The following is a 14040-nucleotide window of genomic DNA, read 5'->3' as shown; positions in this document are numbered from 1 at the left end:
GCTGCCCACGTGTGGATGCTGGGCCGGGAAGCGGGCCGGGTGGCCAGCCAGCTCGCCCTGGGGGCCCTGGTGCTGGCACTGCTGGTGGCGGGCGCGCTCCACCCCGCGCTGATCACCTCGGCGACGGGCAACGTGGTCCTGCAGGTGCTGCTGGCGGCTGTGGTGGCCCTCGGCGGGCAGCGTTCGGGCCTGCTGCGGCTGCGCCGTGAGGCACGCGAGCAGCGGCTGGGCGCCAACCTGACCGGGCTGGGCGACAGCCTGACCGGCCTGCCGGACGGGCGCGCCACCCGGCGCTGGCTGCGGCAGGCCACGCCGCGCCGCCTGGAGGGCCTGGCGGTGGCCGTGATCACGGTGGATCAGCACCGGCAGCTGGAGACCACGCACGGCGAGGCCTTCGCCACCTGCGTGATGGCGCACGTGGCCCGCGCGCTGGAGGGCGCCCTGCGCGACGAGGACGCCCTGACCCGCCTGGGTCCCACAGAGTTTGTGGCGCTGCTCCGCGTCTCGGATGACCGGGCCGCGCGCGCCGCGTGCGAGAGGCTACGCCTGCGCGTGGCGTCCCGGCCGCTGGAAGGCGTGAACGTGACCGTCAGCGTGGGGGTCGCCCTGCATGCGGGCGAGGGGGACGGTCTGGCGCTGCTGGCGAGCGCGCAGGACGCCCTGGACGACGTGCGGACGGAGGGCGGCAACCGCGCCCGTCTGGCCGGTGCCCGCCGCACCCTCATCGAGCGCCCGGAGACGGACCAGCACCCGGTCTGAACGCCACGTCGGGGACACCACCCGGCCGCCGGGACCCGGGCACTTCGGCGGCGCCGCGCGGTCCGGCCGTTCAGTCCGCCAGGAGCTGCACGCCCTTCCAGAAGGCCACACGCCCGGCGATCTGCTGCGCGGCGTCCTTAGGGTGCGGGTAATACCACGCGGCGTCGCGGTTTTCCTGGCCGTCCACGCTGAGGGTGTGGTAACTGGCCACGCCCTTCCACGGGCAGGTGGTGTGCGTGGCGCTGGGGCTCAGGTACTCGGCCTTCACGCTGTCTGCGGGAAAGTAGTGGTTGCCCTCGACCACCACGGTGTCGTCGGACTGGGCGATGATCTGGCCGTTCCAGATGGCTTTCATGCCGCAGGCTAGGGCGCATGGGCAGGGCAGACCGTCGGCGGGCGTACACGCGGCGGCGCAGCGTGCATACTGGGAGCGCCCGACAATTCGACCGGCCCCACGGCCCCTGAAGGAGTCCCCAGGAATGAAGCGTTTCCATATAGCTGCCCGCAGCGTCCTGCTGCCCGCCCTGACCCTCTCCCTGGCCGCGTGCAGCCTGGTCAAGCCGCCGGCCACGACCGCCCACGACTGGCGCGACGACACCATCTACTTCGCCCTGACCGACCGCTTCGCCAACGGCAACACGGCGAACGACAACGGCCCGAACCGGAACGCTGGGGACGTAGCGGACAGAACCAACCCGCTCGCGTGGCACGGCGGGGACTTCGCGGGCCTGAAGGCGAAGATCGACGAGGGCTACTTCAAACGCATGGGCTTCACGGCCATCTGGATCAGCCCGGTGGTGCTTCAGGTGCCGGCCATCGCGGGACCGACCAGCGGGCCGAACGCAGGCAAGCTGTTCGCCGGCTACCACGGCTACTGGGCCGAGGACTTCTTCCAGGTCGATCCGCACTTCGGCACGCTGGCCGAGTACAAGGCCCTGATCCAGGACGCCCACAGGAACGGCATCCGGATTCTTCAGGACGTGGTGGTGAACCATGCCGGATACGGCGCGACCCTGACGAAGACGCATCCGAGCTGGTTCCACACCGACGCCGAGTGCGCCGCAAGCACCAACCAGACCACCGACTGTCCGCTGGCCGGACTACCGGACTTCAAGCAGGACATTCCGGAGGTCACCACTTACCTGAACGACTTCATCAAATACTGGCGCGACACGACCGGCATCGACGGTCTGCGCATCGACACCATGAAGCACGTGCCGGACGCGTACTGGAAACAGTTCTTCGCGGCGGGCGGCGCGGGCGATCCCAGCAGGCTGTGGTCAGTCGGTGAGGTGTTCGACACGAATCCCGCGTACACGGCGCGGTTCATGAACGATCTGGGCGCGCCCAGCGTGTTCGACTTCGCGCTGTACTCCGCCTTCAGGGACCAGATGAGCAGTGCGGGCGGCAACCTTGACCGCATGGCGGACGTGTTCGCGCAGGACGGCGTGTACAAGGACGCCACGCGGCTCACGACCTTCGTGGACAACCACGACGTGCGCCGCTTCGTGAACGAGGTGACCTCGCGCGGCGGCACCTCCGCGCAGGCGGCCGAGCGGCTGGACCTGGCGCTGTCCACCCAGTATTTCTCGCGCGGCACGCCCAGCGTGTACCAGGGCACCGAATATGCCCAGGTGGGTGAGGGCGATCCGTACACCTATCCCACCGGCCAGGGCAACCGCGAGGACATGGACTTCAGCAAGCTTGCCACGGGCACGCTGGACGAGCGGCTGGGCACGCTGGCGCAGGCCCGGCGCAGCTACACGGCCCTGACGCGCGGCGCCCAGCAGGAACTGTGGCGACCGAACGGCGGCGCGCCCGTGTTGTCGTACCGCCGGGTGATCAGCGGCGTGAAGGGCACGGCCGGGCAGCCGGTGGTGTTCGTGGTGAACAACGGCGACACCGCCGTGGATCTGTCCACCCTGAGCGGCGGCGGCATTCCGCTGCTGGGCACCTTCACCAGCAGCGCGCTGACCGAGATCACCGGGCGCAGCAGCGACCTGAGCGTCAGCGGCGGCAAGCTGGTCGGGACCGTTCCAGCCCGCACCGCGCTGGCCGTGACCGCTCCGGCCGGCAGCGGCGCGAGCGGCACCGTCAACCCCGCCCTGCCGGAGGTCACGAATCTCGCGGCGACGCCCGGTGACAGCGCCGTAAACCTCACGTGGACGCCCAGCGCCGACGCGGCCGTGAGCGGTTACCGCATCTACGCCAAGACCGGCACGGGCGCCGAGCGGCTGCTGAACTTCGCGCCGCTGCCGGCCACCCAGAGCGCGTACCTCGCGCGCGGCGTCACGAACGACGTCGCCACGACTTTCCGCGTGGTCACGGTGGACGCCAGCGGTGCCGAGAGCAGGGGCGCGTCCGTCACGGCCACGCCCAGCGCCTCGAACACGGCGAAGGTGACGTTCACGGTGGACGCGCGCAGCCAGGGCAACGGCCCCATCGAACTGCGGCGCTTCGACACGGGCAGTCAGGTCGTGTACCCCATGACCCAGGGTGCGCGCGGCATCTGGAAGACCCAGATCGACCTGCCGCTGTTCCGCGAGGTGAAATTCAAGTTCGGCAGCAAAGGCAATGGGGCAAAAAACAGCGGCTACGAGGGCGACGGCCAGGGCGACCGCGCCTACGTGGTCGGCACGAACGGCAACGCGTACAGCGGCACCTACGACTTCATCGACGTGCCCGCCCCGAGCACCGTCATCGAGGGCAAGGTGACGGGCGGCGGCAACCCGCTCGCGGGCGCGCTGGTCGAGGCGACGACCGCCAACCCCAAGCAGAACTACGCCCTGACCTTCAGCGACGGCACATACACCCTGTTCGCGCCGGCCGGCGCGCAGACGCTCCGGGCCAGCGCGGACGGCCACGACGCCGCCACCCGCAGCGCGACCTCGCCGCAGACGGGCGCGGACTTCGCCCTGAGCGCCCAGACGGGCACCGTGGTCGGCAAGTACCGCATCGACGGCCAGCTGGGCGACTGGACAGCCCCCAAGGTGAACGTGCAGAGCCCGGCCGCGGGCGGCTTCGGTGCCGACAACAACTGGCTGACCCTCCAGGCCGACAGCGACGCGCAGTACCTGTATCTGGCGTACACGTACCGCGTGGGCGGCAACTCGGCCATCGTGTACCTGGATACCAGGGCGGGCGGGGCGACCAAAACGGACGGCCTGGACGCGTGGGCGAAACTGGCGACCTTCAGCGGCGGAATGGGCGGCGTGGACGCCTTCGTCGCCCGTTACGACAACCAGAATCCAGAACTGCGACTGGTCACGAGTGACACTGTCACGTCGCTCGTCAGCAGCGGCGCGTACACCGCGGTCAGCACCGGCACCCTGCCTGACCAGACGGTCGAGATGGCGATTCCGTGGACGGAGCTGGGCCTGACCGGCGCGCCCACGAATGGCATCAACCTCGTGGCCGGCATCTTCGGGGGCGACGGCTATGGCGCAGGCGACATCATCCCCGACGCCGGCAGCACCCCGAGCGGCGCGAACTCGCGGGACTGCAACGACAAGTGCCGCGCCCTGTTCACCGCGCCGCTGAACGTGAAGTAGGCCCGGCGCAGCGTTTACACTGAGTTTGCACGCGGGAGGTTCGGTTCCGGGCCTCCCGCGACGTTCTGCCCACCCCACATGACGTTTCCATGACGTTTGGGCGGAATATCAGGAGGACTGTCATGGTGCTGTCAAAATTCATGCCCAGCAACCCGAAATTCGCCGCCAAGTTCGCGGAGGCGGCCCGCAATGCTCACGTGACCGCCCAGGCCCTGGTCGAGTTGCTTGAGAACTACACCGACGTGGAGGCCAAGGTGCGGCGCGTGCGTGACCTGGAACACGAGGGCGACCGCATCTCGCGCGAGGTCACGAACCTGCTGGCCGAGTCGTTCATCGTGCCCTTTGACCGCGAGGACATCATCGCGCTGAACGACGAGTTGGACGACCTCGTGGACGACATGGAGGACGCCGCACGCAAGCTGAGCCTCTACGGCGTGGAGACCCCCCTGCCGCAGATGGCGCAGCTCGCCCGCGTGGTCGAGCAGCAGTGCGCGCTGCTGGCGCGCGGCATGCCCATGATCGAGGACGCCGGGAAGGTGCGCGAACTGGCCGAGATCGCCGTGCAGATCCGCGCGCTGGAAGACGAGGGCGACACCATCAGCGACGAGGTGCAGCGCACCCTGTACCACGGCGTGAGTGACGTGCCGGGCATGATCCGTGCCATGCGCGGCGGCGAGATCGCCAACCTGATCGAGGACGCCAGCGACCAGGCGCAGCGCGTCGCCAAGACCGTCGAGAGCATCCTGCTCAAGAACGCGTAGGGCCAGCATGGACACTGCGCTGATCGCCCTCATCGTCATCGTCGCGCTGGCGCTGACCTTCGACTTCATCAACGGCTTTCACGACACCGCCAACGCCATTGCCACGTCGGTCGCCACGCGGGTGCTCACGCCCGCACAGGCCATCGCCATGAGCGCGGTGCTGAACGTGGTGGGCGCCCTGACCGGCACGGCCGTCGCCAAGACCATCTCCAAGGACATCCTGCCGCAGGAGTACGCGACCCTGGAGGTCGTGGGGGCCACGCTGGTCAGCGCCATCGCGTGGAACCTGTTCACGTGGTGGCGCGGCCTGCCCAGCAGCAGCAGCCACGCGCTGGTGTTCAGCCTGGTCGGGTCGGGGGTGGCGGCCGGCGGCTGGGGCATCATCATCCCCAAGGGCGTGCAGAAGACCCTGATGGGTCTGGTGTACTCGCCGGTCCTGGGCTTCCTGATTCCCATCTTGCTGATGTTCCTGCTGTCGTGGCTGGTGCTGCGCCGCATGCGGCCCCGGCTGGTCACGCGCAACTTCCGCGCGTTGCAGATCTTCAGCGCCGCCTTCATGGCCTTTTCGCACGGCGGGAACGACGCGCAGAAGACCATGGGCATCATCACCTTCGCGCTGGCCGGCTACCTGGGCACCAAGATCGACACCGTGCCCCTGTGGGTGATCCTGTCGGCGGCGGGCGCGATGGGCCTGGGCACCGCCGTGGGCGGGTGGCGGATCATCAAGACCATGGGCTTCAAGGTGGTGGACCTGAAACCCGTGGACGGCTTCGTGGCCGAGACCAGCGCCGCCCTGATCATCGAGGGCGCGAGCCGTCTGGGCATCCCGGTCAGCACCACGCACACGATCTCCACGGCGATCATGGGCGTGGGCACCACCAAGGGCTTCCGCAAGGTCAAGTGGCAGGTCGCCGGGCGCATCGTGCAGGCGTGGATCTTCACCATCCCCACGTGCATCGCGCTGGGATGGCTGATGTACCGAGTGGTCATGCTGCTGGGGCTGTAGGCGCACGAGAACGCGCAGGCGGGACGGGTCGGGAGGCCTGCCCGCCTGTTGGCGTTGCCGCGCTCCATCTCCCCTATCCTGGGCGGCATGCGAATCATGGCGGTGTTTGCCCATCCGGACGACGAGATCGGTTGCATTGGCACGCTGGCGAAGCACGCGGCGCGCGGGGACGAGGTGATGCTGGTGTGGACGACGCTGGGCGAACTCGCCAGCCAGTTCGGCGACGCCTCGCACGAGGAGGTCACGCGCGTGCGCCGCGAGCACGGCGCGTGGGTGGCCCAGACAATCGGCGCGCAGTACCACTTCTTCGACATGGGCGACAGCCGCATGACCGGCGGCCGCGCCGAGGCGCTGCAACTCGCGCGGCTGTACGCCACCTTCCGCCCGAATGCGGTTATCACGTGGAGTGACGACCACCCGCACCCGGACCACCGCATGACCGCGAAGATCGCCTTCGACGCGATCACGCTGGCGCGCATTCCCAAGATCGTGAACGAGCAGGGCGGCGGCCAGGCCATGCCGCCCGCGCCGGACCTGGGCAGCGCCGAGGGCATCGAGAGCGGCGAGGACGTGCGCCGGCTGGACGCGCTGCGCGAGCCGGTGCGCTTCTACCAGTACTACGCCCCGGCCAGCCCCTACCCGGAGGTGATCGTGGACGTGTCGGAGACCATCGAGGCGGGCGCGGAGGTCATGGGGTACTACCACGACTTCTACAAGTGGACGTGGACGAAAGACCAGTACCGCGAGGGCCGCGCGGCGATCGGCCGGATGGCCGGGCCGGGCGTGAAGTACGCCGAGCACTTCACGCTGCGTGTGTCTCACCTGCCCGCGCGGGCGTACCTGGACTGAGGCGGCGGTGAGCGCGCGCTAGATTGAGCGCAGGATGTCCGAGTCGATACAGCTCAAGCAGAACATCGTGGTTCGTGCCCGCCCGGACGTGCTGTACCGCCTGGCACTGGAGCCCAGGCGCCGCGTGAAGTGGGACAAGAACTTCGTGTCTGCCGAGTACGAGGGCGGGGACGGGCGGCTGGCGAACAACGTCCTGGTGCGCTTCAAGTTCCCGCGCCGGCTGCTGGGCCTGGCCTTCACCGCCAAGTACGGCCAGCTCCAGGCCCCGCAGCGCGGCGGGTGGGAAAGCGTGCGGCACGTCGGACCGCTGGAGAAACTCACGCAGGCGTGGTCGTTCAAGCCCATGCCCGGCGGCACCGAGGTCACGCTGAGCATGAACGCCCGCGTGCGCTACAAGTGGATCCGGGCGCCCATCGAGCGGGTGCTGAACAACATGCTGGTCAGCACCCTGATCGAACTCCAGCGCACCGTGGACGCCCAGGGCGCGCAGCTCATGGAGGACATGGGCAAGGAGATCGCCGAGAAGCAGAAGGCGGAACAGAAGGCCGCCAAGGAAGCCGCCCGGGCCGCGAAGAAAAAGCGCTGACCTATAGCCTCAACGCTTCCAGCGCGGCCCGTAAGGCGTCGGGCAGGGCCGTGGGGCGCCGGGTCGCACGGTCCACGTACACGTGCACGAAATATCCCTGCGCGCAGGCCGCCTCGTCTGCGCCACGGAATACAGCCAGTTCGTAGCGCACGGAACTCGTGCCCACGCGCGCCACGCGCACGCCCACACTGAGCGCGTCCGGGAACGCGGCGGGCGCGAAGTACGCACAGCCCGTCTCCACCACCAGCCCGATCACGCTCCCCGCGTGGAGGTCCAGGGCGCCGCGCGCCGCCAGATAGGCGTTCACGGCCGTGTCGAAGTACGCGTAGTACGTCACGTTGTTCACGTGCCCGTACACGTCGTTGTCCGCCCAGCGGGTCGGTGTGGGGTGGTGGTACGGGTAGTCAGCGCGGACATGCGGCGTGGGCCGGGTCATGCAGGCACTGTAGCGGTAGGGCAGGGCCACGCCGCAGCGGGTCTCAGGACTCGTCTGCCACCAGCATCAGCACCGTCCCCTCGCGCGTGTCGAAGGGAATCCACGCTTCACCAGCCTTCACGCGGTATCCCTCACCGGGCCGCAGGCGCACGAAGTTGCTGAGCGGCAGGTCGATCACGGCCTCGCCGCTTAGGCACACCACCCAGCCGTCCACACCGGGTTGCGGGGCCTTGCCGTTCAGGTGCAGCACGCGCACGTCGCCGCCGGGGAGCCTCACCCACTCGCCGGGCGTGCCCTGCGCCAGCCGGGTCAGGTGGAGGGCCTGGGGGACGTCGGGGCGGGCCCTGGACACGCCCTTACTCTCCGCGCGCCGCCTGATTCAGCTTCTTGCTGGCCTGGAGGGCCATGCCCTTGGCCTTCTTGATGTCGAGGCCGAGCGCCGGGGCAACGTCCTCGACCTTGCGGCCCTGTTCGCGGGTGGCGGTCACGAGCTGGCGCTCCTCGCTGCTCAGGATCCCCAGGTGCGGCTGGAGCTGCGCCCACGTCAGCGGAGTCTTGGCGGGCGACTTGGCCGGAGCCTTCGCCTTGGCAGGCGCCTTGCGCGTGGTCCCGGGCTTGGCGGCGGCGCGGGCCGGGGCCTTGCGGGTTCCGGTGCTGGCCTTCGCCGCGCCGGTCTTCGCTCCACCCGCCTTTTTCGTGGCCGGACTTGCGGCGGCCTTGCGGGGCGCCTTGCCGGGTTTCTTCTTGGGCTCCTTGCCGCGCTCCTCCAGGATTTCCAGGGCGCGTTCGGCGCTCAGTGTGCCCTCGTCCTCGCCCTTGCGCAGGGTGGCGTTGCGCTCGCCGTCGGTGAGATACGGGCCGAAGCGGCCGGACTTCAGGACGATGGGCGCTCGGCCCTCGTACTCGAAGGAGCGCAGGGGGGGCGCAGCGGCGGCGCGGCCCTTGCCGAAGCGGGGCTGCATGAACAGCGCCTCGGCCTCATGGATGCCGACCTCGAACAGCTGCTCGTGGGTGGTCAGGGAACGGCTGTCGCTGCCGCGCTTGAGGTACGGGCCGTACTTGCCGTTCAGCGCCCACACCTCCTCGCCCTCGCTGGTGCCCACCAGACGCGGCAGGCTCAGGAGTTTCAGGGCGCGCGGCAGGGTCAGGGTGGTCAGGTCGTCACTCGGGAACAGGCTCGCGGAGCGCACGGGTGGGTTGGTGTCGCCCAGCGTCACGTAGGGGCCGTAGCGGCCGGCGCGGGCGACCACCGGCAGGCCGGTCGCGTCGTCGGTGCCGAGCACGCGGTCGCCGCTGGGCCGCGCCAGCAGTTCCTCGGCCTTCTCGGTCGTCAGTTCGTCGGGGCTCAGGTCCTCGGGGAGGTTCGCCTTCTGCTCGCCGCGCTCCATGTACGGGCCGTAGCGGCCGACCCGCACCTCGATGCCGCTGCCCTCCAGCTTGGGCACGGCGATGGTGGCGATCCCGCGCGCGTCGATCTCGCCCATCTTCGAGTCGATGAGGGGCCGCAGGGCCATGCCCTGTCCGCGGTCGCCCAGGTAGAAGCGCCGCAGGTACGGCACGCGCTGGGCACGGCCCCCGGCGATGTCGTCCAGGTCCTCTTCCATCTTGGCGGTGAAATCGTAGTCCACCAGCGACCCGAAATGCCCCTCCAGCAGCGCGGAGGTGGCGAAGGCCGTCCACGACGGCACCAGCGCCTGCCCCTTCTTGGCGGCGTACCCACGGTCCTGAATGGTGCCGAGGATGCTCGCATAGGTGCTGGGACGCCCGATGCCCGCAGATTCCAGCGCCTGCACCAGCGACGCCTCGGTGTAGCGGGCGGGCGGCTGCGTCTCGTGGCCCTCGGGCTTCACGCTCTCGGCGGTGACGCGCTCGCCCTCCTTCAGCGGCGGCAGAGGCGTCTCGCGGTCTTCCAGGGCGGCGCTGGGGTCATCGCTGCCCTCGACGTAGGCGCGCAGGAAACCGGGAAAGTCGATGGTGCGGCCCGACGCGCTGAGCTGCACGTCTTCCCCACTCCTGGCTTTTCCGGCCAGCCGCACGCGCAGGCTGCGGCCGCGCGCGTCGGCCATCTGGCACGCCACAGTGCGTTTCCAGATCAGGTCGTACAGGCGCCACTCGTCGCCCGAGAGTTCGCTCCGCAGCGAGTCCGGCGTGCGGAAACTGCTCCCGGCGGGGCGGATCGCCTCGTGCGCTTCCTGGGCATTCTTGGCCTTCTTGGCGTACACGCGCGGCTGCGGCGACAGGTAGGCCTGCCCGTACATCTGCGCGACCTGCGTGCGGGCGGCGGTCACGGCCTCGGTGCTCAGGTTGGTGGAGTCCGTGCGCATGTACGTGATGTACCCCTGCTCGTACAGGCGCTGCGCGGCGCGCATGGTGCGGGTGGCCGCGAAGCCCAGCTTGCGGCTGCCCTCCTGTTGCAGGGTGGACGTGATGAAGGGCGGGTACGGGCGCTGCGTGAAGGGCTTTTCCTCGGCGCTCGTGACCGTCAGGGGCTGGCCGGTCAGGGCCTCGGCCAGCGACCGCGCCTCGGCCTCGGACAACAGCCGCACGTTGGCATCCGGCTTGAGCTTCCCGGTCAGCGGATCGAAGTCCCGGCCCAGCGCGAGTTTGTGCCCGCCCACGTCGGTCAGGCGGGCAGGAAACCTCTGGGCGTCGGCCGTAGTGGCACTCACCAGCAGGTCCCACCACGTGGCGCTGACAAAGCGCATGCGCTCGCGCTCGCGCTCGACCAGCATGCGGGTTGCCACGCTCTGCACGCGGCCCGCCGAGAGCTTGGGCGCGACCTTCTTCCACAGCACCGGGCTGACCTCGTAGCCGTACAGGCGGTCGAGCGCGCGCCGGGCTTCCTGCGCCTCGACCAGGTTCGTGTCGATCTGCCGGGGGCTGGCGATGGCCGCCTGGATGGCCTCCTTGGTGATCTCGTGGAACACCATGCGCTTGACCGGCACGCGGGGCCGCAGTTCCTGGTACAGGTGCCACGCGATGCTCTCGCCCTCGCGGTCGTCGTCGGTCGCCAGGATGATCTCGTCGGCGTCCTGTGCCATCTTGCGCAGCTTGGCGACGTGCTGGCGTTTTTCCGGGGCCACCACGTACAGCGGGCTGAAGTCGTGCTCGATGTCCAGGCCCAGGCGAGCCCACGCCTGACCCTTGTATTTCTCGGGGATGTCGGCAGCGCTTTTAGGCAGATCGCGGATGTGCCCGATGCTGGACTCCACCGTGTACCCCTTGCCGAGGTACTTCTCGATGGTGCGGGCCTTCGCGGGCGATTCGACGATCACAAGGGTGTTGGGCATAAGGACTTCAGCTCCCGGCTGGACGAGTACGGGTGAGCGTAGCACGCGCCTACAGCAGCATCCGGAACATGATCGCCACTCACGGCGTGCGGCCTTACCGTGTGAAGAAACCGTCAGGGACGACAAGAACCCTCAGAATTATGGTTTTCTTTATGTTACGCTCGTGTCATGCGCGCGCGCGGCTCCACGCCCACCCTGCTGCCCCTGGCCGTCGTGGCCCTGCTGGCGGCCGGGTTCCTGGCGCTGCCGAACCTGCGGGTGCCGAACACCCCCACGCCGCACGCCACGCTGCTGGTCCTGGGCGCCGCGCAGTACGCCGGGCGGCCCAGCCCCGCGTTCCAGCGCCGCCTGGATCACGCCCTGAACCTGTACCGGCACGGCGGCGTCCGCACCATCGTGGTGACCGGCGGCCGCCGCCAGGGCGATCCCTACACCGAGGGCGGCGTGGGCACGGCGTACCTCGCGCGCCATGGCGTGCCGCAGGCCACGCTGATCGCGGAGACGCGCAGCCGCACCACCATCGAGAACCTCACGGGCGCCCGCGTGGTCCTGCGGCCCGGCACGCCCGTCACGCTGGTCACGGACGAGGCGCATGCGCCTCGCGCCCTGGCCCTGGCCCGCGCACTGGGCATGGACGCGGACGTGAGCGCCAGCCCGCTCGCCGTGGGCACCAGCCGCAGCTACCTGCTGCGCGAGAAGCTGGCGCTGCTGGGCTACGCCCTGATCGGCATCCGCCTGTAGCCGGCCTCTGTAAGACGCGTGTAGGCGCGCTCTTCCTACCCTGAGGGCATGACCCCGGCTGCCCCGCGCCTGAGCCTGCGTCCCGGCCAGCCCGGCGACCTGCCCTTCCTGCAGTCGCTCGCGCCGCGGCTGGTGGCGTCGGCCCCCGCGTGGCGCGACCGGGCGGCCATGCTCGCGGAGTATGACGAGCTGTTCACGGCGGCGCTCACCGACCCGGAGCCGGGAAGCGCCGTGCTGGTCGCGCTGCTGGACGGCCAGAGCGCCGGCTTCACGCTGCTGTACTGGCACCCGCACGACCAGGGCGTGTTCATCAAGGACCTCGCCGTGAGCGCGGACGCCGAGGGCCAGGGCGTGGGCCGCTTCCTGCTGACGGCCATCGAGGAGTGGGGCCGGCAGCAGGGCGCGCAGGAGATCATGCTCAAGACCTCGTGGTTCAACGCGCGTGCCCGTGAGTTCTACGCGGCTGTGGGCTTCCGCGAGGACCACGTGGCGCTGGTGCTGCGCCTCGACGGGTAGGCCTCCGGTGGCCGGGGACACGGCCGGGACCGGGCGCTCTACCCTGCGGCATGGGTTTCCATCCCGCCTACCGCCGCGCCGCCCTGGACCCGGACTACGCCTACGCGCGGGCGCACCTGCAGCCCCTCTTCCTGGACGCGCTGCGGGCCCACGCCCTGGACCTGGAGATGAGCGGCACGCCGCACGCCGGGCAGGCCCTCGCCGCCCTGCGGACCCTGCGGGACTACTCGCCGGGCGACGTCGATCCGGCCGTCCCCGATCTGTTCTTCACCCTCGACCGCGAGATCGCGCGCCTGAGTCCCGAGGGCGCGGGAGCGCTGCGCACCGCCCTGTCGCGCAACGACCTGGACATGACCGTGTACCGCCTGTCTGCGCGGGCCGAGCTGATGAAGGCCATGCACGCCGTGCTGGCGCTGCGGACCACCCTGCTGGCGCTGGCCGGGCGCGAGCGGGACACCGTGATCACCGCGTTCACGCACCACCAGCCCGCGCAGCCCACCACCCTTGGGCACTACCTGGCCGCGGTGGAGAACGCCGTGGCCCGCGACAGCGCGCGGCTGGAAGGCGCGCTGGGCCGCGTGAACCGCAGTCCGCTGGGCGCGGTGGCGCTGGCCGGCAGCAGCCACCCCCTGAACCGCGAGGAGACGGCCACGCTGCTGGGCTTCGACGGACCGGTCGAGAACACCCTGGACGCCGTCGCGGCCGGCGACTGGCAGGTCGAGATCGCGGGCGCGCTCAGCACCTGCGCTGCCACACTGTCGCGGGTGGTGTATGACCTGCTGGACTGGGCCGCACGCGGCCTGATCACCCTGCAGGGCGGCCTGGTGCAGGGCAGCAGCGTGATGCCCCAGAAACGCAACCCGGTCACGCTGGAACACGCCCGCACCCGCCTGAGCCGCACGCTGGGCGCCGCGCAGACGCTGGTGTACGCCGCCCACAACATTCCCTTCGGCGACGTGAACGACGTCGGCACCGACATGCAGGAACCGCTGTGGACGCTGTGGCACACCTTCGGGCAGGCGCTGGAGCTGCTGGACGCCTCGCTGGACGGCCTGGACGTGAACCGCGCGGCGTGGCGCGCGCAGGCCGACGCCAGCGAGAGCACCCTGACCGAGCTGGCCGACGTGCTCGCGCGGCGCACCGGGGACTTCCGCGAGGCGCACCGGATCGCCAGGGCCCTGCTGGACGCCGTGCACGCGCAGGGCCGCGCGCTGCACCACGCCACCGACGCCGACCTGCGCGCCCTGGCTCCGGCGCTGGAGATTCCCGATGGGCTGGTCGCGGCAGCGCTGGACACGGCGGCCTTCGTGGCCCGCCGCACCACCCTGGGCGGCCCCGCCCCCGCGCCCATGGCCGAGTATCTGGGCATGGCGCAGGCCCGGCTGGAGGCCGACCGGGCCACGCTGGCGGCGCGGCACGCGCAGTTCGCGGCGGCCCGCGACACGCTGTGGGCGCAGGAGTGACCGCGGTGTTCCGTTCCGCCTGCGGGCCAACGGCACGCCCTCACCTCCACGTCCAACCGCTGTCTTGTTCCGCCCGGTACAG

The 14040-nt window shown here is 70.3% G+C and carries 13 protein-coding genes (1 of these 13 only partly in view); 9 read left to right on the top strand and 4 right to left on the bottom strand.

Features of this window, described 5'->3' with window-relative positions:
• Positions 1–759 carry the 3' portion of a GGDEF domain-containing protein gene (locus HNQ07_RS10935; protein WP_184111693.1) on the top strand. The gene continues 384 nt to the left of window position 1, outside the view, so 759 of the gene's 1143 nt are visible here — the last part of the coding sequence; its start codon lies beyond the left edge, outside the window; its stop codon occupies positions 757–759.
• Between the two features lie 70 nt (positions 760–829).
• On the opposite strand, the gene HNQ07_RS10930 is transcribed toward HNQ07_RS10935, so the two are convergent.
• On the bottom strand, positions 830–1114 hold the full coding sequence (locus tag HNQ07_RS10930; protein WP_184111691.1) for a DUF427 domain-containing protein: 285 nt from the start codon (positions 1112–1114) through the stop codon (positions 830–832).
• Positions 1115–1238: 124 nt separating this feature from the next.
• On the opposite strand from HNQ07_RS10930, the gene HNQ07_RS10925 reads away from it, so the two are divergent.
• The 5 genes from HNQ07_RS10925 (at position 1239) to HNQ07_RS10905 (ending at position 7512) form a co-directional block, all read left to right on the top strand.
• Entirely contained in the window at positions 1239–4310 is a 3072-nt protein-coding gene (locus tag HNQ07_RS10925; RefSeq protein ID WP_184111689.1) for an alpha-amylase family glycosyl hydrolase, read from the top strand.
• 122 nt (positions 4311–4432) lie between these two features.
• Positions 4433–5071: a DUF47 domain-containing protein gene (locus HNQ07_RS10920; protein ID WP_184111687.1), complete on the top strand. Its 639-nt coding sequence runs from the start codon at positions 4433–4435 to the stop codon at positions 5069–5071.
• A 7-nt stretch (positions 5072–5078) separates the two neighbouring features.
• Positions 5079–6077, top strand: a complete 999-nt coding sequence (locus HNQ07_RS10915) for an inorganic phosphate transporter (protein ID WP_184111685.1) — start codon at positions 5079–5081, stop codon at positions 6075–6077.
• Between the two features lie 87 nt (positions 6078–6164).
• Entirely contained in the window at positions 6165–6926 is a 762-nt protein-coding gene (locus HNQ07_RS10910; RefSeq protein WP_184111683.1) for a PIG-L deacetylase family protein, read from the top strand.
• 34 nt (positions 6927–6960) lie between these two features.
• Positions 6961–7512 carry an SRPBCC family protein gene (locus tag HNQ07_RS10905; protein ID WP_184111681.1) on the top strand — a complete coding sequence of 184 codons (552 nt, stop codon included), beginning with the start codon at positions 6961–6963 and terminating at the stop codon, positions 7510–7512.
• Between the two features lies 1 nt (position 7513).
• Here the strand turns inward: HNQ07_RS10905 and HNQ07_RS10900 are convergent, their stop codons facing one another.
• The 3 genes from HNQ07_RS10900 to topA are packed head-to-tail and all read right to left on the bottom strand — an operon-like array spanning position 7514 to position 11238.
• Positions 7514–7948: an acyl-CoA thioesterase gene (locus HNQ07_RS10900; RefSeq protein ID WP_184111679.1), complete on the bottom strand. Its 435-nt coding sequence runs from the start codon at positions 7946–7948 to the stop codon at positions 7514–7516.
• A gap of 43 nt (positions 7949–7991) precedes the next feature.
• Complete coding sequence (locus HNQ07_RS10895; RefSeq protein ID WP_184111677.1) at positions 7992–8300, bottom strand: hypothetical protein; 309 nt, start codon at positions 8298–8300, stop codon at positions 7992–7994.
• A 4-nt stretch (positions 8301–8304) separates the two neighbouring features.
• Positions 8305–11238 (bottom strand): type I DNA topoisomerase, encoded by a 2934-nt coding sequence (gene topA / locus HNQ07_RS10890; protein ID WP_184111674.1) that lies wholly within the window; start codon positions 11236–11238, stop codon positions 8305–8307.
• 168 nt (positions 11239–11406) lie between these two features.
• Here topA and HNQ07_RS10885 point away from each other — a divergent pair, with 168 nt between their 5' ends.
• From HNQ07_RS10885 to HNQ07_RS10875, 3 genes are read left to right on the top strand one after another with little or no spacing between them, the layout of a single operon-like run.
• Positions 11407–11979: a YdcF family protein gene (locus HNQ07_RS10885; protein ID WP_184111672.1), complete on the top strand. Its 573-nt coding sequence runs from the start codon at positions 11407–11409 to the stop codon at positions 11977–11979.
• A 48-nt stretch (positions 11980–12027) separates the two neighbouring features.
• Positions 12028–12495 carry a GNAT family N-acetyltransferase gene (locus HNQ07_RS10880; RefSeq protein ID WP_184111670.1) on the top strand — a complete coding sequence of 156 codons (468 nt, stop codon included), beginning with the start codon at positions 12028–12030 and terminating at the stop codon, positions 12493–12495.
• 50 nt (positions 12496–12545) lie between these two features.
• Positions 12546–13958, top strand: coding sequence for an argininosuccinate lyase (locus HNQ07_RS10875; RefSeq protein ID WP_184111668.1), 1413 nt, complete (start codon positions 12546–12548; stop codon positions 13956–13958).
• Positions 13959–14040 lie beyond the last annotated feature (82 nt).

The organism is Deinococcus metalli, from assembly GCF_014201805.1.
GTDB lineage: Bacteria > Deinococcota > Deinococci > Deinococcales > Deinococcaceae > Deinococcus > Deinococcus metalli.
Note: the sequence above shows the minus strand (reverse complement) of the source record. Positions and strands in the feature narration are given on the sequence as shown.

Bases quoted from the DNA above. Each gene is read 5' to 3' on its own strand.
- HNQ07_RS10930 (WP_184111691.1), bottom strand. From the start codon at position 1,114: ATGAAAGCCATCTGGAACGGCCAGATCATCGCCCAGTCCGACGACACC.
- HNQ07_RS10925 (WP_184111689.1), top strand. From the start codon at position 1,239: ATGAAGCGTTTCCATATAGCTGCCCGCAGCGTCCTGCTGCCCGCCCTG.
- HNQ07_RS10920 (WP_184111687.1), top strand. From the start codon at position 4,433: ATGGTGCTGTCAAAATTCATGCCCAGCAACCCGAAATTCGCCGCCAAG.
- HNQ07_RS10915 (WP_184111685.1), top strand. From the start codon at position 5,079: ATGGACACTGCGCTGATCGCCCTCATCGTCATCGTCGCGCTGGCGCTG.
- HNQ07_RS10910 (WP_184111683.1), top strand. From the start codon at position 6,165: ATGCGAATCATGGCGGTGTTTGCCCATCCGGACGACGAGATCGGTTGC.
- HNQ07_RS10905 (WP_184111681.1), top strand. From the start codon at position 6,961: ATGTCCGAGTCGATACAGCTCAAGCAGAACATCGTGGTTCGTGCCCGC.
- HNQ07_RS10900 (WP_184111679.1), bottom strand. From the start codon at position 7,948: ATGACCCGGCCCACGCCGCATGTCCGCGCTGACTACCCGTACCACCAC.
- topA (WP_184111674.1), bottom strand. From the start codon at position 11,238: ATGCCCAACACCCTTGTGATCGTCGAATCGCCCGCGAAGGCCCGCACC.
- HNQ07_RS10885 (WP_184111672.1), top strand. From the start codon at position 11,407: ATGCGCGCGCGCGGCTCCACGCCCACCCTGCTGCCCCTGGCCGTCGTG.
- HNQ07_RS10880 (WP_184111670.1), top strand. From the start codon at position 12,028: ATGACCCCGGCTGCCCCGCGCCTGAGCCTGCGTCCCGGCCAGCCCGGC.
- HNQ07_RS10875 (WP_184111668.1), top strand. From the start codon at position 12,546: ATGGGTTTCCATCCCGCCTACCGCCGCGCCGCCCTGGACCCGGACTAC.